The 20131-nt window shown below is 72.5% G+C and carries 19 protein-coding genes and 1 pseudogene; 6 read left to right on the top strand and 14 right to left on the bottom strand.

Annotated features, from left to right (window positions below; genetic code table 11):
• Window positions 1–43 precede the first annotated feature (43 nt).
• A complete protein-coding gene (locus OO63_RS04225; protein WP_030356549.1) occupies window positions 44–1093 on the bottom strand; it encodes an aldo/keto reductase in 1050 nt (349 codons plus the stop codon).
• Between the two features lie 196 nt (window positions 1094–1289).
• On the opposite strand from OO63_RS04225, the gene OO63_RS04220 reads away from it, so the two are divergent.
• Complete coding sequence (locus tag OO63_RS04220; protein ID WP_030356548.1) at window positions 1290–2006, top strand: M15 family metallopeptidase; 717 nt, start codon at window positions 1290–1292, stop codon at window positions 2004–2006.
• Here OO63_RS04220 and OO63_RS04215 read toward each other — a convergent pair.
• From OO63_RS04215 to OO63_RS04190, 6 genes are all read right to left on the bottom strand, one after another.
• Entirely contained in the window at window positions 1999–3240 is a 1242-nt protein-coding gene (locus tag OO63_RS04215; RefSeq protein WP_199819436.1) for a glycosyltransferase, read from the bottom strand. The two genes, OO63_RS04220 and OO63_RS04215, sit on opposite strands and share 8 nt — an antisense overlap.
• A 42-nt stretch (window positions 3241–3282) precedes the next feature.
• Entirely contained in the window at window positions 3283–4617 is a 1335-nt protein-coding gene (locus OO63_RS04210; protein ID WP_051810519.1) for a HAMP domain-containing sensor histidine kinase, read from the bottom strand.
• Complete coding sequence (locus OO63_RS04205) at window positions 4617–5315, bottom strand: response regulator transcription factor (protein WP_030356545.1); 699 nt, start codon at window positions 5313–5315, stop codon at window positions 4617–4619. The genes OO63_RS04210 and OO63_RS04205 overlap by 1 nt, the downstream gene beginning before the upstream one ends.
• 46 nt (window positions 5316–5361) lie before the next feature.
• A complete protein-coding gene (locus OO63_RS04200) occupies window positions 5362–6891 on the bottom strand; it encodes an alpha/beta fold hydrolase (protein WP_199819435.1) in 1530 nt (509 codons plus the stop codon).
• A 154-nt stretch (window positions 6892–7045) separates the two neighbouring features.
• A complete protein-coding gene (locus tag OO63_RS04195) occupies window positions 7046–8017 on the bottom strand; it encodes an immunity 49 family protein (RefSeq protein ID WP_030356543.1) in 972 nt (323 codons plus the stop codon).
• Window positions 8018–8127: 110 nt separating this feature from the next.
• Window positions 8128–8910: a thioesterase family protein gene (locus tag OO63_RS04190; RefSeq protein WP_030356542.1), complete on the bottom strand. Its 783-nt coding sequence runs from the start codon at window positions 8908–8910 to the stop codon at window positions 8128–8130.
• A 232-nt stretch (window positions 8911–9142) separates the two neighbouring features.
• Here OO63_RS04190 and OO63_RS43130 point away from each other — a divergent pair, with 232 nt between their 5' ends.
• Window positions 9143–10024 (top strand): barstar family protein, encoded by an 882-nt coding sequence (locus tag OO63_RS43130; protein ID WP_078618889.1) that lies wholly within the window; start codon window positions 9143–9145, stop codon window positions 10022–10024.
• 37 nt (window positions 10025–10061) lie between these two features.
• Here OO63_RS43130 and OO63_RS04180 read toward each other — a convergent pair whose 3' ends face one another.
• The 3 genes from OO63_RS04180 to OO63_RS04170 all read right to left on the bottom strand — a co-directional run bounded on the left by OO63_RS04180 (window position 10062) and on the right by OO63_RS04170 (window position 13975).
• Window positions 10062–10796 carry a hypothetical protein gene (locus tag OO63_RS04180; RefSeq protein WP_030356540.1) on the bottom strand — a complete coding sequence of 245 codons (735 nt, stop codon included), beginning with the start codon at window positions 10794–10796 and terminating at the stop codon, window positions 10062–10064.
• 277 nt (window positions 10797–11073) lie between these two features.
• Entirely contained in the window at window positions 11074–12528 is a 1455-nt protein-coding gene (locus OO63_RS04175; RefSeq protein ID WP_078618887.1) for a DEAD/DEAH box helicase, read from the bottom strand.
• 229 nt (window positions 12529–12757) lie between these two features.
• Window positions 12758–13975 carry an MFS transporter gene (locus tag OO63_RS04170; protein WP_234310994.1) on the bottom strand — a complete coding sequence of 406 codons (1218 nt, stop codon included), beginning with the start codon at window positions 13973–13975 and terminating at the stop codon, window positions 12758–12760.
• A 99-nt stretch (window positions 13976–14074) separates the two neighbouring features.
• Here OO63_RS04170 and OO63_RS04165 point away from each other — a divergent pair, with 99 nt between their 5' ends.
• The 3 genes from OO63_RS04165 (at window position 14075) to OO63_RS04155 (ending at window position 17233) form a co-directional block, all read left to right on the top strand.
• The gene (locus OO63_RS04165; protein ID WP_030356537.1) at window positions 14075–14533 is read left to right on the top strand and encodes a winged helix-turn-helix transcriptional regulator; all 459 of its coding nucleotides are present in this window, start codon (window positions 14075–14077) and stop codon (window positions 14531–14533) included.
• Window positions 14534–14654: 121 nt separating this feature from the next.
• Window positions 14655–15131, top strand: a complete 477-nt coding sequence (locus tag OO63_RS04160; RefSeq protein ID WP_030356536.1) for a hypothetical protein — start codon at window positions 14655–14657, stop codon at window positions 15129–15131.
• A gap of 38 nt (window positions 15132–15169) precedes the next feature.
• Window positions 15170–17233 (top strand): tetratricopeptide repeat protein, encoded by a 2064-nt coding sequence (locus OO63_RS04155; RefSeq protein ID WP_051810518.1) that lies wholly within the window; start codon window positions 15170–15172, stop codon window positions 17231–17233.
• A 6-nt stretch (window positions 17234–17239) separates the two neighbouring features.
• Here the strand turns inward: OO63_RS04155 and OO63_RS46570 are convergent.
• A pseudogene (locus OO63_RS46570) lies at window positions 17240–17323 on the bottom strand (DNA-binding response regulator); the annotation flags it as partial.
• Here OO63_RS46570 and OO63_RS04150 point away from each other — a divergent pair.
• On the top strand, window positions 17310–17582 hold the full coding sequence (locus OO63_RS04150) for a hypothetical protein (protein ID WP_030356534.1): 273 nt from the start codon (window positions 17310–17312) through the stop codon (window positions 17580–17582). The pseudogene OO63_RS46570 and the gene OO63_RS04150 overlap by 14 nt on opposite strands.
• A gap of 14 nt (window positions 17583–17596) precedes the next feature.
• On the opposite strand, the gene OO63_RS04145 is transcribed toward OO63_RS04150, so the two are convergent.
• The 3 genes from OO63_RS04145 to OO63_RS04135 form a co-directional block, all read right to left on the bottom strand.
• Window positions 17597–18241, bottom strand: a complete 645-nt coding sequence (locus tag OO63_RS04145) for a hypothetical protein (RefSeq protein ID WP_030356533.1) — start codon at window positions 18239–18241, stop codon at window positions 17597–17599.
• An 89-nt stretch (window positions 18242–18330) separates the two neighbouring features.
• On the bottom strand, window positions 18331–18735 hold the full coding sequence (locus OO63_RS04140; RefSeq protein ID WP_030356532.1) for a RidA family protein: 405 nt from the start codon (window positions 18733–18735) through the stop codon (window positions 18331–18333).
• 53 nt (window positions 18736–18788) lie between these two features.
• Entirely contained in the window at window positions 18789–19982 is a 1194-nt protein-coding gene (locus OO63_RS04135) for a serine hydrolase domain-containing protein (RefSeq protein ID WP_030356531.1), read from the bottom strand.
• Window positions 19983–20131 lie beyond the last annotated feature (149 nt).

Here is a 20131-nt window from a genome sequence, read left to right as displayed (position 1 = left end):
ACCCTCCCGCCCCGGCTTCTCCCCCTGCCCGCCCCACCCGCCGTCAGACCGCCGACCTCTCCCCGGCCGCGCGGCGCCGCAGCGACGGCGTGGTGAGCGACGGCGGCGTCCACGCGCCGTCCGGAGGATAGACGTCGGTTCCGGGCGGCACGATCGCGTCGATCCGGTCGAGGGCGGCGTCGTCCAGGGCCACGGAGGCGCCTTTGAGCGTGGCGCGCAGGTGCTCCATCGTGCGCGGTCCGATGATCACCGAGGTGACGGCGGGATGCGCGAGCGGGAAGGCGATCGCCAACTCCGGCAGCGTGCAGCCCACTTCGTCGGCCACGGCCACAAGGTGCTCGACGGCGTCGAGCTTCGCGGCGGTGCGCGGCGCCGACGGGTCGAAGCGGTCGGGGTTCAGGGTGGGGCGTCCGCTGCTCAGGTCGAGCGCCCGGCCCTTGCGGTAGCGGCCGGTCAGGAAGCCCGAGGCCAGCGGGCTCCAGGTCAGCACCCCCATGCCGAGCCGTCGCGCCACGGGCAGGACCTGCTTCTCGATCCCTCGGGCGAGGATCGAGTAGGGCGGCTGCTCGGTGCGGAACCGCTGAAGGCCCCGGCGGTCGGCGACGTGGTACGCCTCGACGATCTCGTCCGCCGGGAACGTCGAGCAGCCGAACGCCCTGATCTTGCCCTGGCGTACGAGGTCGGTCAGCGCGGAGAGCGTCTCCTCGATGTCGGTCGTGTGGTCCGGCCGGTGCACCTGGTACAGGTCGATCCAGTCCGTGCCGAGGCGCCGCAGGCTGTTCTCCACCTCCCGGACGATCCAACGCCGGGAGTTTCCGCCCTGGTTGGGCCCCTGCCCCATCGGGAAGTGCACCTTGGTCGCGAGGACGATGTCGTCGCGGCGGCCCTTGAGAGCCTTGCCGACGATCGTCTCCGACTCCCCGGCCGAGTACATGTCGGCGGTGTCGACGAAGTTGATGCCCTCGTCCAGCGCGGCGTGGATGATCCGGGCGCAGTCGTCGTGGTCGGTGTTGCCGACGGCGCCGAACATCATCGTGCCGAGGCAGTAGGGGCTGACCTGGATCCCGGTACCGCCCAGTACGCGGTGGCGCATGCGACTCTCCTTGGCCTCGTGGTCCTCGATGTCCCCGCGCCCCTCGGCCTTCATGGCCCCCGTGGTCCTCGCGAGTGCCGTGACTCTACGAGCTGGAGTGCGCTCCAGGGCAAGGGCGTACGTCGGCGGACGACGGCAGGCCGGCGAGCCGGGGACGCCCGCACGGCGTGGCCGCGGCTCAGGAGATGATCGCGCCATGAGCGAGATCATCCTGATGTCCGATCCGAAGGTCACCTCGACTCCCGTGCGGGAGTGCGGCGAGCCGCTGGTGGATGTGCGGGGCGAGGCCGCCCTGCTGGTCGACGACCGCCTCAAGGACCCGGCCGACGCCTTCGCGTATCTGCGACAAGGCGTCGTCGACCGGCTCCTCGAGGCCCAGACGCTGCTCCCCGACGAGCTGCGGCTGCTGTTCGTCGAGGGCTACCGGCCGCTGTCGTTGCAGCGCGAGTACTTCGATGAGTACGCCGACGAGTTGCGGGCGCTCCACCCGGACTGGCCGCCCGAGCGGATCCACACGGCGGCGAGCCGCTACGTCTCCCCGCCCGCCATCGCGCCGCACAGCGCGGGCGCCGCCGTCGACCTGACGCTGGCCGACGCCGACGGGCACGAACGGGACCTGGGCACCCCGATGAACGCCTCCCCGGAGGAGAGCGTGGGCGCCTGCTACACGGAAGCCGGCAACATCAGCGCCGAGGCACGCGAGAACCGCCGGATCCTCGGGGCCGCGCTGAGCGCCGCGGGCCTGGTGAACTACCCCACCGAGTGGTGGCACTGGTCCCTCGGCGACCGCTACTGGGCCCTGGCCACTGGCGCCGAGCACGCCTACTACGGGCCGCGGGACCTGTCCGGCGCATCGGCGTCGCCGGAGCACGGGCAGCGATGCGCTGATCGCAGGCAGCACAGCGCTAGTTGAGCCGGTCGAGGGCCGCGACGACCTGCCGGCCGCCGTCCTCACGCGCGAGGGCGGCGGCGAGGGCGCGGGCGCGGGTCCGCAGGGCGGAGCTGTGGACGGCGGTGGTGATGGCGTCGGCGAGGCGCGGCGCGGTCAGGCGCTGGTAGCGCAGGGGGCGCGGCGCCACGCCGAGGGTGTGGAGGCGGGCCGCCCAGAAGTGCTGGTCGAGCTGGACGGGCACGGGGACGGCGGGTGTTCCGCAGCGCAGTCCCGCCGCCGTCGTGCCCGCGCCCGCGTGGTGGATCACGGCGGCGGTCCTGGGGAACAGCCAGGCGTGCGGCACCTCCGACACGGTGATCAGGTCGTCGTTCTCGGCGTGCAGGCCGCTCCATCCGGCCTGGATGATCCCACGTACCCGGGCGCGGCGCAGGGCGTCGGCGAGCAGGGTGCTCAGCCGCTCGGCGTCGGCGGTGACGAAGCTGCCGAACCCCGCGAAGACCGGCGGCGGGCCCGCGTCGAGGAAGTCCGCGAGCCGCGCGTCGGGCCGCCAGTCGGGCGGGGTGTGCGGCCACCAGTAGCCGCACACCTCGTGCCCCGCGGGCCAGTCCCCCGGCCGGGGTACGACCGTCGGGCTGTAGCCGTGCAGGACGGTGCGCCCGCGGGGCAGACCCAGCGGTCCGCCGAACCTCCGCCGCGGCAGGCCGAGTTCACGCCGCAGCGCGCCGACGGAGGGCGCGAAGATCCGGTCCGTCGCGGCCCACAGGGCCAGCGCGGCCAGGCGGTTGCCGTGGGATCCGAACGAGCGCGCCCCGGTCATCATCGGCGGAAAGGCGCCGGTGGGGTGGATCGGCTGGAGGTACGCACCGACGCTCGGCACCCGCAGCGCCTCGCCGAGCGCCGCGCACATCGGGTCGGTGACCGTCGAACTCAGGATGACGTCGGCGCCCTCGCGGACGGCGTCCGCGACGCCGACGGTCAGCCGGGGCATGAACGCCCGTGCCATGTGCGTGATGCGCGCCAGCTCCACGGGCGGGCTTGCCGCCTTCGCCAGGCCCTGGCCGACCTGGGAGGCCAGCTCCTGCCGCGGGTCGACGGGCAGGGGCCGAAAGCCCAGGCCGTGGACCGTCACCGCCCCTTCGAAGCGCTCATGCGTGGCGAGGACGACCTCGTGGCCCGCGGCACGCAGCCGCACGCCGAGCCCGGTGTACGGGGCGACATCGCCCCAGCTCCCTGCTGTCACGATCAGTACGCGCACGACGGCAGGATGTCAGAGACACATGGTCCTGGTCAGGACGCCTCACGCGGGTGGCCGCGAGTCGTCGTCGCCCCCGGTCCGCGGCGGCAGCCGGAAGCCGACCTCAGCGCCGCCCCCGGCCGCCTCGGCGGCGAAGACCGTGCCGTGCTCCGCCTCGACGAGATCGTGGACGATCGCAAGGCCCAGCCCGGATCCGGGCGTGGCCTGGGTGCCGGGCCCCCGGTAGAAGCGGTCGAAGACGGCCTGCCGCTCGGCCGGCGGGATGCCGGGGCCCTGGTCGCGGACGGACAGTTGGCATCCGTCGACGTGCACGGTGATGGGGGTGTCCGGCGGGCTGAACTTGACGGCGTTGTTCAGGAGGTTGTCGACGCAGCGCTGCAGGGCGCGGGTCCGGGCGTGCACCGGGGTGGGCCGGGCGGTCGTGACGGTGATGGCTCGCCCGGTGCGCCGGCTGTGGCGGCCGGCGCTGTCCTCGGCCAGGGTGGGCAGGTCGACGCTCGTCGGCTCGTCCTCGGTGTAGCGGTCGGTGGCGAGTTCGACCAGTTCACGGACGAGGTCGTCCAGGGCGACCGCCTCGGTGACCAGGGTGGCGAGGATCTTCTCCTCGTCCTTGGGGTCGAGCCGGCCCCGGGCGCGCTGCAGGAGTTCGGCACTGCCGCGCACCGACGTGAGGGGGGTGCGCAGTTCGTGGCTGGCGTTGTGGACGAGTTCCTGCTCCTTGGCACGCGAGCGGCGCAGCGCGCTCAGCATGGTGTCGAAGCTGTGGGTGAGCTGGCCGATCTCGTCCTTGCCCGCGGGCGGCAGCGGCGTGGACAGGTCCTGGGTGCCGGTGATGCGCCGGGTCGTGCGGACCAGGCGGCGCACCGGACGCAGGATCCGGCCGACGGCGAGCCAGCCCAGCAGGGCCGACAGGCCGGTGGCGGCGGCCGTGGTGAGGGAGATGCGCCACAGGAAGTCGCGTTCGAGGCGCACGGCGTCGCGGTAGCTCTGGCCGACCATGACCGCGCCGCCGTCCGGCAGGGGCCGTGTGAGGATCCCGTACTCGGTGCCGGAGACCACGACGTCCTGGCGGCTGCCGCCCTCGCCCGTGCGGGCCACGCGGCGGTCACCGGCCGAGACGGGCAGCTCCGCACGCCCCGGAGCCAGCGGCCGCACGGCGCCCTTCGGGGACAGGACCTGCTCGATCATGTCGTCCCGCTCGGGCGGGGTGCGGTCGGCGGCGAGGAGGGTGACGACCGTGTCGGTGCGGTCCTCCAGGCCGCGTTCGAGTTCGTCGGCGACGACGTCGCTGACGTTGCGGAAGGACGCGAAGGCGGTGACGGCGATGGCGAGCGCGGCGGCCGCGACGACCAGCACGGTGATCTTGGTGCGCAGCATCACGCGGGCCTGATGGTGTAGCCGACGTTGCGCACGGTGTGGATCAGGCGCTCGCCGCCGCCCTGTTCGGTCTTGCGGCGCAGATAGCCGATGTACACGTCGAGGGAGCGCGACGAGCTGTCGAGGTCGTAGCCCCAGATGCGCTCGTAGATCTGGGTGCGGGTGAGGACGGCTCCCTGGTGCCGGAGGAGCAGTTCCAGTACGTCGAACTCGGTCTTGGTGAGGTCCAGGGACTCGGAACCGCGTTCGGCCCGCCGTGCGGTGGGGTCGAGGGTGAGGTCGGCGGCCCGCAGGAGGCGCGTGTCCGCGGGCGGGTCGGTGCGGCGCAGCAAGGCGCGTATGCGGGCCAGGAGTTCCTCGGTCGCGAAGGGCTTCGCCAGGTAGTCGTCGGCACCGGCGTCCAGGCCCGCGACGCGGTCGCCGATCTGGTGGCGGGCGGTGAGCACGAGGATGGGCAGGCGCTCGCCGCGCCTGCGGAGCATCCGGCACAGTTCGAGGCCGTCGAGGCCCGGCATGACCACGTCCACCATGGCGAGGTCCGGCCGCCGCTCCTCCAGGACGCTCAGGGCGCTGAACCCGTCGGCGGCCACGAGGACGTGGTAGCCCTCGAACCTCAGGAGCTGCTCCAGGGTGCTGCGCACCCCCGGGTCGTCCTCGACGACCAGCACGGTGCGGTGGGACTCGACAGCGTTCGTCATGGGGACATCTTCGCTGGTGGTGGGCGTGGTCACGGCGGTGGCCCCGTCAGCGGCGCACGGGGGCGACGGCGATCGGCGGGAGGCCCTTCAGACAGGAGGTGTCGCCGGAAGTGCCCGTCCGGATGAAGCGTGCGGTGACTCCTGTGACGCAGCCGCTCTGTTCGAGGTCGGGCACGTGCCCGACGTTGCGGACCGAGTGGAACTCGCTGTTCGTGAACTGCCGTGCGGCGATGCGGCCGTTGGCGTCGGGAGTGTTGGCGTCGAGGTCGCCGGAGATCACGAGGACCGGTACGTCGGGCATCTCGGGGTGCGTGGGCTGCGGGCTCGCGGTGTTCTTCCTCGGCCAGCCGACGCACACGTCACCGCCGTCCGTCGGGCCCTCGGTGAACCCCTTGGCGCTGAACGCCCCGTACTCTCCGGGCCTGGTCGCCGCGAGCGCGGCACGGTACTGGCGCCACCGCTCGGCCTGCGACGCCTTCGTGGACCACGCCCTGCGGTAGTCGTTGCAGACCACCGCCACGTACGGTGCCTGGTCCTCCTTGCCGACCGCCGACGCCTCGTCCTTGATCAGGCGCCGCAGCGGCGCGGGGTCGTCGTGGACGAAGCGGTCCAGGGCGTGCGGCATGCTCCCGAGCAGCGACGCCTCGCCCGGCACCGCTCCCGCTCCGCTGCTGGCGGCCTCGAAGAGCAGATTGGCGAGTTGCCCCTCGGTGAAGCGCAGCTTGCGCTGGGCACCGGACGCCTTGAACGGCACGTCCATGGGCCGCTCGCGCAGCCGCGCCGCCGTGGTGCGCAGGTCCCGCACGGCCTTCTTGCCGTCGCAGGCCGCGGGGACGGAGCGGTCGCAGATCCGTTGCAGGGCCAGCGACACGGCCTGCGCGCTGGGGCGGACGAGCGGGTCGAACCCGAGAGGGTACGCCCCGGACAGCACGATGGACCGCACGTGTTCGCGGTGCCGGCTCGCGTACACCGGCATCAGGTACGTGCCGTAGGAGAGCCCGTACAGCGTCAGCTTCTGCACGCCGAGCCGGGCCCGGACGGCGTCGATGTCGTCGGCGGTGGCCGCCGTGGTGTACCCCTCGGCCTTGGGGCCGAGGTTCCGGGCGCAGCGCGTGACGGCGTCGCGCTGCTGCTGCCGCGTGCCGTAGCGGTACTCGACGTCGGTCACCCCGCACGGGATGCGCTCGGACCTGCCGGTGCCGCGCGGGTCGACGAGCAGCACGTCGTGGTCCTTCAGGACCTTGTTGAGCCCCGTCGCGAACTCGGGGGCCCGGTCGACGGCGACCTCGCCGGGTCCGCCCGGGTTCACGGCCACGGTGCCCTTGGCGGCGCCGGGGCCCCGGTGCCGTACGACCGCGTAACTCACGTCGACCGTGCCGAGCTTCGGCTTCCCGGCGACGAGGGGGCGGGTGATCGTTCCGCAGTCCACCCGGTGGTCGTCCACGGTGGGGCACCACGTGGGGCCGCTGCCTCGCTCGGTCGTCGGCGCGGCCACCGCCGGGGGTGTCGCCGAGGCCAGCACGGCCATCATGCTCACAGCCAGCACCGTCCGCCGCACCGCGTTCTGGTAGGTCATCGTTGCTCCTCTCCTGTGGGCACCAAGGTGGCCGGGCCACTTCAGAGGAACGGCAAAGCAATGACAAGAACAGGTAAGAACGCGCGGGTGAGCGGACGCGCTCGCACACGGCTCGACGGCGTACGGGCGCGTGGGACGTCGGCGCCCGCACGCGCTACTTCGCGGCCCACTCCCCCAGGTTGTTCGCCGCGCCGTCCCCCGCCTGCCGCAGGGCGTCCGGGGAACCCACGAGCTCGCCCGGCAGATATCCGGACCGCACGCGCAGCTCCCACCCGTGCGCCTGGACCGCGAGGGCGGCGAGGACCAGGGGGCCGAGCGGCAGCAGGGTCCTCGGGGCGGGGTCGGCGCCGACGCTCTCCCGGTGCTCGGTGAGCCGGGCCGCGAGGGCGTCCTCGAAGGCGTCCTGGTCGTCGTCGAGGAGGACGCGCAGGAGACGGTGGTCCGGTGCGAGCGCCCCGGCTCCGTCCAACTGCCGGGCGGCATCGGCGCGCTCGTCGGCGTCCGGTTTGCACAGCGGCACCGTGGGCCAGTCGCGCGGGAGGTGCCCCTGTGCCCGGGTCAGATAGCCGCACAGCGCGCCCATCGCGGCGAGGTCCGCCGGATCCGACCTCGAAGGCAGCGTCGAGTACGGCACCCCGTCACGGATCGCGGGCGCGTAGTCGCTGCTCAACAGCAGCCCGATCACCCGCTGCCAGTCCCACACGAGGCCGCTGACCACGCACACGGCGAAGGTGTCGAGCCACGTCCGGGCCGAGGGGCCCTCTCCGGTCCCGCTGCCGTACGCGACGACGTCGCCGAACCCGATGTCGTCGCTGGTGAGTTCCTCGTCGATGAGCGGAAGAACGATCTCCTGGTCCCCGCCGGGGAAACAGCCGACGCTCAACTCCCCCAGGAAGCACTCGGCGGCGGTCCGCAGCGCCGTACGCGCGGTCTCGTCGAGCGCGCCGCCCGCCACGGTGCGGGCCGCGACGTGATCGAGGAGTTCGTCCCCCGTCTCGCGCATCTTCCTGGGCGCCGGATCGTCGTACCGCATCCAGCGCCACCGCTCCCGGGTGCGCCCGGTGATGTCGTCGACAGCCCGGGAGAGGTGCTCCTCCCCCACCTCGTGGCGTGTCACGTCCCGCACGGCTTCCGTCCCCTCCCATGACCTTCAATTCGGACGCGGCACGCTACCAGCGGGCTCTGACACCGCCCCGGTCCGCCGACGGAGGACCGGTCCCCGGCTTCTGAACAGCCCTACAGGGGGCGGACGGTGAGCATCTGCTGTGCGGTGCCGACCGGGCCGTCGAGGTCGTGCAGGACGGTGCTGGTGATGCCCTGCCCGGTGGGGCCGAAGGCGACGGTGGTGTCGAGGCCGGTCCAGCGGCCTCGGGGCTGCCGGTGCAGATGGATGGTCAGGTCGACGTTGGGGTACATCCAGGCGGTGGGCGGCTGGCGCACGGCGATGCCGTTGGCGGTGTCGACGAGCGCGAGGTAGGACGCGAGCGGGCTGATGGTCTGTCCGGCGACGAGGTCGAGGTCCGTGGAGATCCAGGCGGTGGTGCGTCCCGGCTGCGGGGGCGCCAGGGGGCGGACGTCCACGGAGGCGATGTATCCGCCGGGCCACACGGAGCTCATCTCCCAGGGCGTGAGCGCGTCGGGCGGAGTCAGCCGGTCACCGGTGCCGCCCTCGACGGCGGTCGTGTCGAGGGCGGCGAGCAGCCAGGCCCGGCCCCGGACGACGGGGCGGCCACCGATGAGGACGACGGCTTCGACGAGTTCGATGGTGCGGCCGGGCCGGACGGTCTCGACGCGGATCTCGCACTCGTCGAGGGCGGGGCGCCCGAGGATGTCGAAGCTGATCCGCGACAGCAGGAGGTCGTTGCCCGGGCGGTCGGCCAGGTGGCGGTCGATGGCGTGCACGATGAGGCCGCCGAGCGGGCTGAAGTGCTGCTCGTCCGCGCTCCAGGCACCACTGGCGTGGGCGGTGGGCTTGTAGCGGTGCGCGTCGACGGGCTCGTAGTAGCTGCCGGTGTTCAACGGTGCTGACCTCTCGTCGTGACGGATCGAGGCCGTACAGATCGGGGGCTGTACGGATCAGGGCGCAAATACGTGCAGGATACAAAAGGGTGCCGGGGTGTGGTCGTTGAGCGGGGCGCGGGCGCTCCCCGCGGGGACCGGCCTGCCCGTGGGCCGTCCGCGACGCCACGGCCACGGGGCGCGCCCCCGGCCTGCCGCACGGCGCGAAGACCCGTCTCCGTAGGCTGGCTCCATGCCGACCGAGCACAGCTCCACGACCGCCTTCCGCCACGTACGGGAGTGCTCCGACGTGTACGACGTCCTGGAGCAGATCCGCCTGCGGCCCGGCATGTGGCTGCCGGGCGGCTCGCTGCGGCACCTGCACTCGCTCCTCATCGGCTACGGCGCGGCACTCGCCGTACACGCCCCGTGCGAGCCCTTCGCCTTCTGGCCGGAGACGGACTTCACCGACTGGCTCCACGAGCACTACGGCACCGACAGCTCCCTCACCTGGGCCGCGGAGATCGAACGCCGCACACCGGCCGGCTCCACACCCCTCGACGAGTTCTTCCGGCTCCTGGACGCCTTCAAGGACGATCCGGCGCGGCAACCCACGCCGGACGACGTGAGGGCGCGGCGCCCCGACATCCCGTACATGAGCGGCACGTTCGTCACTCTCTTCTGGCGCCGCGAGCTCCTCGACCAGGCCACCCAGCGCCTCGAGGGCCACGGCTTCCGCGTCGTCCGGATCGCGGCGAGCGGCTGGACGACCGCGCAGGACATGCACCAAGGCCTGGCCACGGCCCTGCGGTTCCCCTCCCACTACGGCCGCAACCTGGCCGCGCTCAACGACTGCCTCGGCGACGTGGCCCTCTCCTGGACGTTCGACGACTCCCCCGCGGGCGCCGGACTCGTCCTGTCCTTCACCGGCTACGACCGCTTCGACGCCGCGTGCCCCGAGGTCGCCCACAGCGTGCTCGACCTCATCGCCGTCCTCGCCCGCCGTGCGGCGGTGGGGCGGCGCCGCTTCTTCGCCCTGGTCCAGAGCGACGACCCCGACATCCGGTTCGAACCGGTCGGGGCGATGCCCGTCCTGTGGAACGGCGACGAGTGGCTCGATTCCCTCCGCCGTTGAAGGCCCGGCCCCACCCCGAACAGCCGGACGGAACCCCCTAGTTGTCCCGCAGCCTGACCAGCGCGCGACCTGACTCCGGGTCACGCTCGAACACCACGTACCGGCTGAGGACGGCGAGGGCGACGATGCAGCCGCTCATCTCCAACCCCTCCTCCACAAGCGTCCCGAGCATGAGCACAAGGCTGTGCCCGTTCTCCAGCGCCCAGCCGTTGAACGCCTCCGTCAGCAGTGCCCCGCCCAGATACACCCCGAGTGCGGCGAGGATCCCGTTCCGCAGGTCACGTGGGAGCTTCCGCGCCCACAGCACGGCGATCACCGTGCCCGTCACCGCGAGCAGCGCGCCGGGCAGCACCCAGGCGTGCGTGGGCAGCGACCCCCCGGCCCACTCCTTCCACGACTTGCCGACCTCGCCGAGGCGTTCGTGCAGCGACACCGACTCGTCGATGCTGAGCAGCGCGGTCGCGGCGGCCAGGCCCAGCCAGGACAGCCGCCCGGGGCGCGCGTCGGGTCCGCTGAGCAGCGCGGCCATCAGGGCCACGCCCGTCACGGCCAGGATCAGCGTGCTGTTCCACCACGTGGCCAAGTTGGCCTCGACGTCGACGTTCACCAGCTTGCGGATGGTCGGTATGGAGTCGTACCGGTTGTAGGCACGCGTCCCGAGGTCGGCGAGGAGTATCGCCGCGGTAGCGCCCGCGGCGAACCACAGGACGCGGCGGGCCGGGGGTCTCGCGCCCTTGTCCGCACGTTGGTCAGGAATTTGAAGATCGGTCATGCGTACGGAGGCTAGCCGCTTGATCAGCGGACGAAGCGGCCGGGGCGCCTCGCACGATGCCCTTTCGGACACATCCCGTACGACCGCGCGTACGCGGTGAACTCGACCCGGACAGCGCCTCGGTGGCCCAGAGGTCGTCCTGGTGGCCAGGACACGGCCGCCGCGTCGCCGTCGGCGCTCGCCGCCGCCCACGCGCAGGGGGTCGACGGGCGCGCTGCCGGCCGACCTGCCGAGGAGGGTCAGCCGCCGCGGCTGCCGGCCGACTTGCCGAAGTGGGTCAGCCGCCGCGGCGCACCCGGGCCGCCTTACGGGCCTCGGCGAGCTTGCGGGCCTCGCCGGACTTGCCGGACTTGCGGCCGCTCTTGCCTCCGGTGCCGCCGGTGCCGCGGGAGGCGTCCTTGCTGGTGCCGAGGCCGCGGAAGGGGAGGTTGGTGTTCTTGGGCCGGGGTGCGGCGGGCCCGCCGTCGAGCGGGGTGCCGGAGGGGGCCTTGGCGCCGGTGATCCGGCTCAGCGCGGCCTCGCCCGAGCGGACCTTCGTGGTCGTGGCCTCGATGCCCGCCTCGGCCATCAGCTTGCTCATGTCGCGGCGCTGGCCCGAGAGGACCAGGGTGACGACGCTGCCGCGCTCCCCGGCCCGGGCGGTGCGGCCCGCGCGGTGCACGTAGTCCTTGGGGTCGGTGGGCGGGTCGACGTTGACGACGAGGTCGAGGTCGTCGATGTGCAGCCCGCGCGCTGCGACGTTGGTCGCCACGAGGACGGTGATCTGGCCGTTCTTGAACTGTGCGAGGGTGCGGGTGCGCTGCGGCTGGGACTTGCCGCTGTGCAGGGCCGCCGCGTGCACGCCGCTGGCCCGCAGGTGCCGGGTGAGCTGGTCGACGCCGTGCTTGGTGTCGAGGAACAGCAGGACGCGGCCGTCGCGGGCGGCGATCTCCGTGGTGACGGCGTACCGGTCGGGGCCGTGCACGACCAGGACGTGGTGGTCCATCGTCGTGACCGCGCCCGCGGCCGGGTCGACCGAGTGCACGGTGGGGTCGTGCAGGTAGCTGCGGACCAGGTGGTCGACGTCGCGGTCCAGCGTGGCCGAGAACAGCATGCGCTGGCCGTCGGGGTGCACCTGGTCGAGCGCCTCGGTGACCTGCGGCAGGAAGCCCATGTCGCACATCTGGTCGGCCTCGTCGAGGACGGTGATCCGCACGCGGCCCAGGCGGCAGGCCTTGCGCTCGATGAGGTCGTGCAGGCGGCCCGGGGTGGCGACGACGACCTCGGCCCCCTCACGCAGCGCGGCCGCCTGCCGGCCGATCGACATGCCGCCGACGACCGTGGCCATCCGCAGCCGCAGCGCCTCCGCGTACGGCGCGAGCGCCTCGGTGACCTGCTGAGCCAGCTCGCGCGTCGGCACCAAGACCAGCGCGAGCGGCTGCTTGGCGTCTGCGCGCCGCCCGGCCGTCCGCACGAGCAGGGGCAGGCCGAAGGCGAGCGTCTTGCCCGACCCGGTGCGCCCGCGCCCCAGGACGTCACGGCCCGCGAGGGCGTTCGGCAGCGCGGCCGCCTGGATGGGGAAGGGCTCGGTCACGCCGAGCTCGCTGAGCGTGCGCTGCACCGCGGGGGGCAGGTCGAGGTCGGTGAAGGAGGTCACCGGGGGTGCGGCGGCCTCCGGCCCAACGAGGTCGCCCTGCGGGGCGTCGGGGCGGTCCTGGTGGTCGGCGCGGTCCTGGTGGTCCGAGTCGTTCATGACGAGCCTTCCGTATGAGGGACGTACCGAGGAAGGCCCGGCAGGGATCAGGGGGCGATGAGTGGCGACCACCGGCAGAGGCAGCGGCCCGGCCTGGCGTAAGTCGCCAGCCTTCACCACCGTACAAACGGTTGAGGATAACACAAAGTGACTGGTCGGCCCGGCCGTGTGGCACGCCCCCGCACGCCCGGAGACCAAGCCCTCACCAGGGTCTCCGGGCCGTTCTCGCTCAGTCCCCCGTGCCGCGCCGAGTCACCGCCCACAGGACCAGAGCGGTCGCACTGATCGCGGCCCCCAGAAGGCAGACAGCTCCCCACCCGGCAGCCGCATAGACAGCCGTCGAGCCGACCGCCCCCGTCGCGCTGCCGACGGAGTAGAAGACCATGTAGCCGCCGATCAGGCGGCCTCCGGCGTCGGGGCGGAGGCCGTAGATCAGGCTCTGGTTGGTGACGTGGACGGCCTGGACGGCGAGGTCGAGGACGATCGCGCCGATGGCCAGGGCCCACAGGGACTGGCGGGTGAAGGCCAGGGGGAGCCAGGAGACGACGAGGAGGGCCAGGGCCACGCCGGTGGTGCGCTGGGCGAAGCCGCGGTCGTGCAGGCGGCCGGCCGGGGCGGCGGCGAGGGCGCCCGCCGCGCCGACGAGCCCGAAGGCCCCGATCGCGGTGTGCGTGAGGGACCGGGGAGGCTCGCTCAGCGGCAGGGCGACGCAGCTCCACAGGGTGCTGAAGGCGGCGAAGACGAGGAGGGCGAGCAGGGCGCGGTCACGGAACACGCGTTCCCGGGTGAACAGGGTGATCGTCGAGGCGAGGAGCCGGCCGTAGGTGAGCTCGGGGCGGGGCGTGGTCCGGCGCGGCAGCTCGTGGTGGAGGGCCAGGGTGAGGACGAGGGTGAGCACCGCCGACGCGAGGTAGACCGCCCGCCAGCTCGCGAGGTCGGCGAGGAGCCCGGAGGCGGTGCGGGCGAGCAGGATGCCGATGACCACGCCGCTGGTCACCAGGCCCACGACGCGCCCGCGCTGGGCCGGTCCGGCGAGGGACGCGGCGAAGACCACCAGGGACTGGGTCACGACCGCGAGGAAGCCCATCAGGGTCATGCCGATCAGGAGGACGGAGGCCGTCCCCGAGAGGCCGACAGCGGTCAGCGCCAGGGCCAGCAGGACGAGTTGGACGGTGATGAGGCGCTTGCGATCGACCAGGTCACCCAGCGGCACCATGAAGAACAGCCCCAGGCCGTAGCCGATCTGCGTCAGCGTCACGATGGCTCCGACGGCGCCCTCGCTGATCCCGAAGTCCTGGCTCAGGGTGGCCAGGAGCGGCTGGGCGAAGTAGACGTTGGCGACCGCCACCGCCCCGGCGAGGGCCAGAAGCAGGGTGGTGCGGCGGGACAGCGCGGGCGCTCGCCCGGGCGCCTCGGCTGCCCGGGGCGTTTCGTCACAGATGGTCACGGGATCCCTTTCGGTCTGTGGTTGCATCTTGCTACCAGATGGGAAACGTAGCCCTCGCTGGTAGCATGTTGCAACCATGAACGTCGGACGGAGGCTGCCGTGGTCAGACGGACCCGCTTGGACGAGAGCGACTGCCCGGTCGCCCGGTCGGTCGACGCGATCGGCGACTGGTGGTCACTGCTGATCGTGCGGGACGCGTTCGACGGCAGCCGCCGCTTCGGGGAGTTCCAGCGCAGCCTGGGCGTGGCGAAGAACATCCTGTCGACCCGCCTGCGCGGCCTCGTCGCGGGCGGCATCCTCGACGTCGTACCGGCATCCGACGGCAGCGCGTACCACGAGTACGTCCTCACCCCCAAGGGGAAGGACCTCTTCCCCGTCATCGTGGCGCTGCGGCAGTGGGGCGAAGGCCACTTCTTCGAGTCCGGCGAACCGCACTCGGAGCTGGTGGACCGCCGCAGCGGGCGCCCGTTGCGCGCTCTTGAGACCTATGCGGCCGACGGGCGTCGGCTCGGACCTGAGGACACTGTGGTGAAGAAGGTGGACGGGGTGGCGCCTTGAACGGCGTGGGGTGCCAACGGGAGCGCGGCGGCGGCGTGTTCCCGCAACGACGCCGCGTGCCCCTGTCGGCGGCGCTAACGTTCCAATAGGCCGACCAAGGGCGGCGGACCGGGGGCAAGTGATGCTGGAACAGGCGTTGGTGGTGCTGGCGGAGGCGGGCGGCACCGCGGTCGTGCAGGCCGCCGGGACCGACACGTGGACGGGTCTGCGGCAGGCCGTGGCACGCTGGTTCGGCCGCGGGAACAGCGAGCGCGAGCAGGCGGAGCTCGAGCGCCTCGACCGGACGGCGGGTGAGCTGGAGGTCGCGGGCACGACCGTGGCCGAGCGGGTGCGTATCCGGCAGGAAGCGGCATGGCAGGCGCGCATCGAGTCCCTCCTGGAGAACCTCGACGCCGCTGAACGCGCCCGGGCCGCAGCGGACTTGCGCGCCCTGCTGACCCGGCACACAGGCCAGGGGTCGGCCTCTTCGGGTCCCGGCGGACTGGCCGTCAGCGGCTCGATGGACATACGCACGGACGGGGGTTCGGTCGGGGTCGGAGTCCTGAACGGGGACGTTCACATCGACCGCCCTCAGGTGCCGGATCCGTCCCAGGGCTGAACGGACCGGCGACCCTCTGGCCACTCCACATCGGCACCATGCCCAAGAAGCTCGCGCACTTCCAGACCACCGCCGCCGCGGAACGATTCACACAGGCGGTGGCAGCAGGAGCCGAAACGGCGCCGTTCCAGGTCCTGACCGGCATGGGCGGCGTCGGCAAGACACAGCTCGCCGCCCACCAGGCCCGTGTCCTGCGGGACGCCGGGCAGCTGGATCTGCTGGTGTGGGTCACCGCGGCCACCCGCACCGACGTGGTCGACGCCTACGCCCATGCCGCGTCCCAGGTCCTCGGCTGTGACCAGGGTGCCCCGGATCGGTCCGCCGCCTCGTTCCTCGCCTGGCTGGAACCGAAGCCCGGGGCGGACCGGTGCCGCTGGATGATCGTGCTGGACGACCTGGCCGATCCGGCCGACCTGCGCCAACTGTGGCCCCCGACGAGCCCCCACGGCCGTACGGTGCTGACCACCCGCCGCAGGGACGCGGCCCTTGCGGGCGCGGACTGGCGTCACGTGCCGGTGGACCTGTTCACCACCGCCGAAGCCGTCACCTACCTCACCGCCACGCTGGCCGCACACGACCGACACGACCGCCCCGACGAACTCGCCGCCCTGGCGGAAGACGTCGACCACCTGCCGCTCGCCCTGTCCCAGAGCGCCGCCTACCTGATCGACTCCGGTCTGGACTGCGCCTCCTACCGCACCCTGCTGGCCGACCACACCGTGGCTCTCGACGCGAGCCTGCCCGACCGGCTCCGCGACGACCAGACCACCCCGGTCACCTCCGCATGGTCGGTGTGTCTCGACCGGGCCGACCAGCTCCGCCCCGTCGGCCTGGCCCGCCGCATGCTGCGACTGATCGCGATGCTCGACCCCAACGGAATCCCGGAAGCCGTGCTGACCGGCGAAGCGGCTCGTCAGCATCTCGCCGCCCACACCGCCGACCGCAGCCGACTCGCGTCGAGCCCCTTCCGCTCCCGGTCGCCGCGGCGCGACGTCTCCGAGCAGCAAGCCCGGGAAGCCCTGCGTGCCCTGCACCGGCTCGGCCTCATCGACCACGACCCCGAGAACCCCCACGAAACCGTTCGCGTACACCGCCTCGTACAGCGAGCCGTGCGGGAGACCCGCACCGCCCACCGACGTGACCTCCTCGCACGCACCGCCGCCGACGCTCTCATGGCGTCCTGGTCCCGGAGCTACTTCGACACCGCGCTGTCCCGGACTCTGCGTGCCAACACCGCGGCGCTCACCGCTCACGCCGAACACGCACTCCACAAAGACAGCACGCACCGGGTTCTGTTCGAGGCCGGTCACAGCCTGGCGGCGAGCGGACAAGACGCCGCCGCAGTCGACCACTTCCGTCATCTCGCCTCGGCCGCCCACAATCGCTTCGACAGGCTCGACGCCCAGCAGGACCTCGCTTGGCAGCTCGGCTGGACGGTGGACCCCGCGACGGCCGTGGCGACCCTGAAGAAGGTGCGCCGCTCCAGGGTCTGGGTCTGCGGCCTGACAGAACCCGAGACACTCGGATCCTGGCACTCTCTCGCCGTTCTCCGCGGGCGCGCGGGAGACGTCGCCGGAGCTGTGAAGTCGCTCAAGCGGGTCCTCCGGCTCAAGAGGTGGATCCTGGGAAGCAGCCACCCCCAAACCCTGGACACTCGCCATGAGTTCGCCTGGTGGACCGGCAAGGCGGGAGACCCCGCCGCCGCGGTGGCCATGTTCACCACCCTCGTGACCGACCGCGAAAGAGTGCAGGGCATCGACAGCTACGACGCCCTCGCATCGCGGTACGCGCTCGCCTGGTGGACCGGCAAGGCAGGAGATCCCGCCACTGCGGTGGCCGCCCTCAGGGAACTGCTCGGTCGATTCGAGCGCATCGCCGACTCCGACCACCCGGACCTCCTCGACCTCCGCCACGGCCTGGCCCGGTGGCGGGGCGAGGCCGGGGACACCGCCGGGGCCGCGGAGGCCCTCGCCTCGGTGGCCCGTGACCAGGAACGTGTCCTCGGCCCCGAGGCCGACGACACGCGCAGGACTCTGCGCGCACTCGCCCGGTGGCGCGGCGAGGCCGGGCTCACGGACACCCGGGCACCGACCGAACCCTGATCGAGGCCGAGGCACCACCAGGCCCGACTCGTACGCCGCCACCACCGCCTGAGTACGGTCGCGCAGGCCGAGCTTGGTGCGGACCACACTCCGCACCCTGCCCAGCACATGGTGGCTCCTGGCCGGACTCCTCTACGCCTTCCCGCTCCTTGTCGGCATGGTCCACGACGACGCGTGGCACCAACGCCTGGAGCGGCTGTCCCCGGCATCCGCGGGCCTGGCGGTCCAGGCCACCAAGGACCTGGACCAGCTGCCCGTCGGACCGTGGCAGGGCCTCGTGGTCCTCGCCGGATACGCGGCGGGCGGTCTGGTTCTCGGCGGGGTGCTGCTCAAGGGGAGGGACGTCTGAGCGTATGCGTGGAGCTACTGACTTCCGGGATACCCGGGCCCGTTGAAGGAGGACGTGTTGTCGGGACGCGAAGGATATGCGGGGCGGGTGAGTTCCACGAAGGTGACGTCCAGGATGCGCTTCCGGGTCTCCTCCGCCACGGCGAGCAGCTCAGCGATCTCGACGAGTCGTGGATCGGAATCTGGAGTCTCCGGATGTCGTGCCACATCGATCACTTGGTACGTGGCCTTGGTGAGCGCGGCATAGGTCGGAAGGTCGTCGAGCTCCGCGTCATCTCGTGCGGCCATGCCTGCCCCGGAGGGAATCAGCGCGTGTGTGGTGATGGCCTCGGCGATCGCTTCGTACAGGCCGCTCCGATAGCCCTCGGTGGCGGCGATGAAGTGCTCCAGGTCGATCTCCGCCCCCTTCGCGAGATCGTTGCGCGCCCGTGCGACGGTGAGGAGCAAGTTGCCGCTGTCGGTTCGGATCTTCCCCACGATTCGGTTCCGTTCCTCGATCCTCCTGTTCGTCTCCTCCCACCTGCGCATCTCGACCGCTTCCCTGGCCGCGGCTTCAACTCCGTTCTGATGGGCGGCCTTGCCCACCCACGCGACGCCGATGGCGGCTCCCGCGGCGAGGACCGAGGGGAAGGCGACGGCGAACCAAGCCGCACCACTCATCACGTCTCCCCCTTCGGCTGCCGCGGACCGGAACGCGCGACGGGCGCCTCTCCTCCGCATACCCGTCCAGAGGCCGACTGCCCCGCCGCTCAGCCCGTCTCCTGGCCGAGTACCGCGTCGATCTCCACCTCGACGAGCCAAGCGGGGTCGATGAAGCGGGAGACCTCGACGACCGTGCAGGCGGGACGGATCGCGGCGAACCGCTCGCCGTGCGCGCGAGCGGCCTCCTTCCACTGCGTCACGTCCGTCAGCAAGAGGCGCGTGCGCACCACGTCGTCGAGCGACGCCCCCGCTTCGCGCAGCGCCCGCTCGGCGATGTCCAGGCACCGCACAGTCTGGGCGTAGACGTCACCGGGTCCGACGGTGGAGCCGTCGTCCCCGATCGGGGCCGTTCCCGCGACGACGACGTACGGTCCCGAGCGCACCGCGCGGGAGAAGCCGATCTGCGGCTCCAACGGCGAACCTGAGCTGACGATCCGGCGCACATGTTCCATCGCGTCATCGTGTCAGACCGGCGCCGGGCGGCCGGGCGGGGGGCGGACGGCGCTCAGCGGGTGAGGGTGGCGGGCGGGGTCGTCCCGCAGAATTCCGCGAGGAGTACGTACGCGGCCGCGTCGCTGTCGCCCGCCCGGTCGGTGTTGAAGTTGACCACCAGGCGGTGGCGTCCGTCGCGGGTGGTGTACGCCATGGACTGCGCACCGGGCAGGAAGCCGGTGTGCCCCCAGACCACCTTTCCGCAGGGCAGCTTGGCGCGGAAGATTCCGAGGCCGTCGTCCTGGCCGTCGCCGAAGTCGGGTGAGGGGACGGTGGTCGTCATCTTCTGGAGCTGGGCCTCGGGGAGCAGTTCTCCGCGCATCAGGGCGGTGAGGAAGCGGTCGAGGTCGCCTGTGCTGGAGATGATCTCTCCGGCGGCCCAGCCCCAGGAAGGGTTGAACTCGGTGATGTCGTGGACGGTGTGCTGCGGGTCGTCGGGGAACGTGGTGTACATCCGCCCGCTCGGCGCGGGAATCCGGACGCCGGTGCCGGGCAGGCTGGTGGCGTGCAGCCCAAGCGGCTCGAAGATCCGCCGCTCGGCCTCGGCGGCGTAGCTGCGGCCCGTGGCCCGTTCGACGACCATCGCGGCGAGGACGTACTCGGTGGTGGTGTAGTTCCAGCCGGACCCGGGCGCGAACGTGGGCTTGTGGCGCATGGCGAGTGCCACGAGCTGTTCGGGCTGCCAGGTGTCGTAGCGGTGGGCCAGGAAGACCTTGCCTCCGAGGTGCAGGTCGGGGTCCTCGGTGTAGTCGTAGATGCCGCTGGTGTGGTTGAGGAGCTGGCGGAGGCTGACCTTGCGGCCGTCGTGGCCGTGGCCGCGGACCAGGCCCGGCAGCCAGTCCTCCACGGTGTCCGACATGCTCAGCCTGCCCTCGGCCTCCAGTTGGAGCAGGACCGTGGCGATGAACACCTTGGAGATGCTGCCCGCCCGGAACCGGTCGGCCGACAGCGGTGGACGCCCCGTGCGCAGGTCGGCGACGCCCGCGCCCCCGTGCCACGCGCCCCGGGCATCGTGCGCCCGCACCAGGACGCCGGGCACTCCCGCCTTCACCGCGGCGTCCATCGCGGCCCGGGTCGCCTCATGCCCCCGGGCCGACGGGTGCTCCGCCTCGGCCGCCGCGGACGGGGCGCTCAGCCCGGCCGCGGCGACCATCGCGGCCGCCGCGACCAGGGTGGTCAATGTGGTCCGTACCGTACGCAGCGTCATGCGAACCTCCCTCTCATCGGCAGGGACCCGTGCTTCCTGGGAAACGGTTGGCTCCGGGGCAGGGCGCGAGGAAGGCAACCCGTTCGGATCGGGGCCGCCCGCGGCCTCACTGTGCGCCTCCGCGCCCCCTCGCCCGGCGTGGCCTGAGG

This window comes from Streptomyces alboflavus (assembly GCF_000716675.1).
Taxonomy (GTDB): domain Bacteria; phylum Actinomycetota; class Actinomycetes; order Streptomycetales; family Streptomycetaceae; genus Streptomyces; species Streptomyces alboflavus.
The sequence above is the reverse complement of the archived record's forward strand: the minus strand, read 5'-3'. Positions and strand labels throughout refer to the sequence as shown.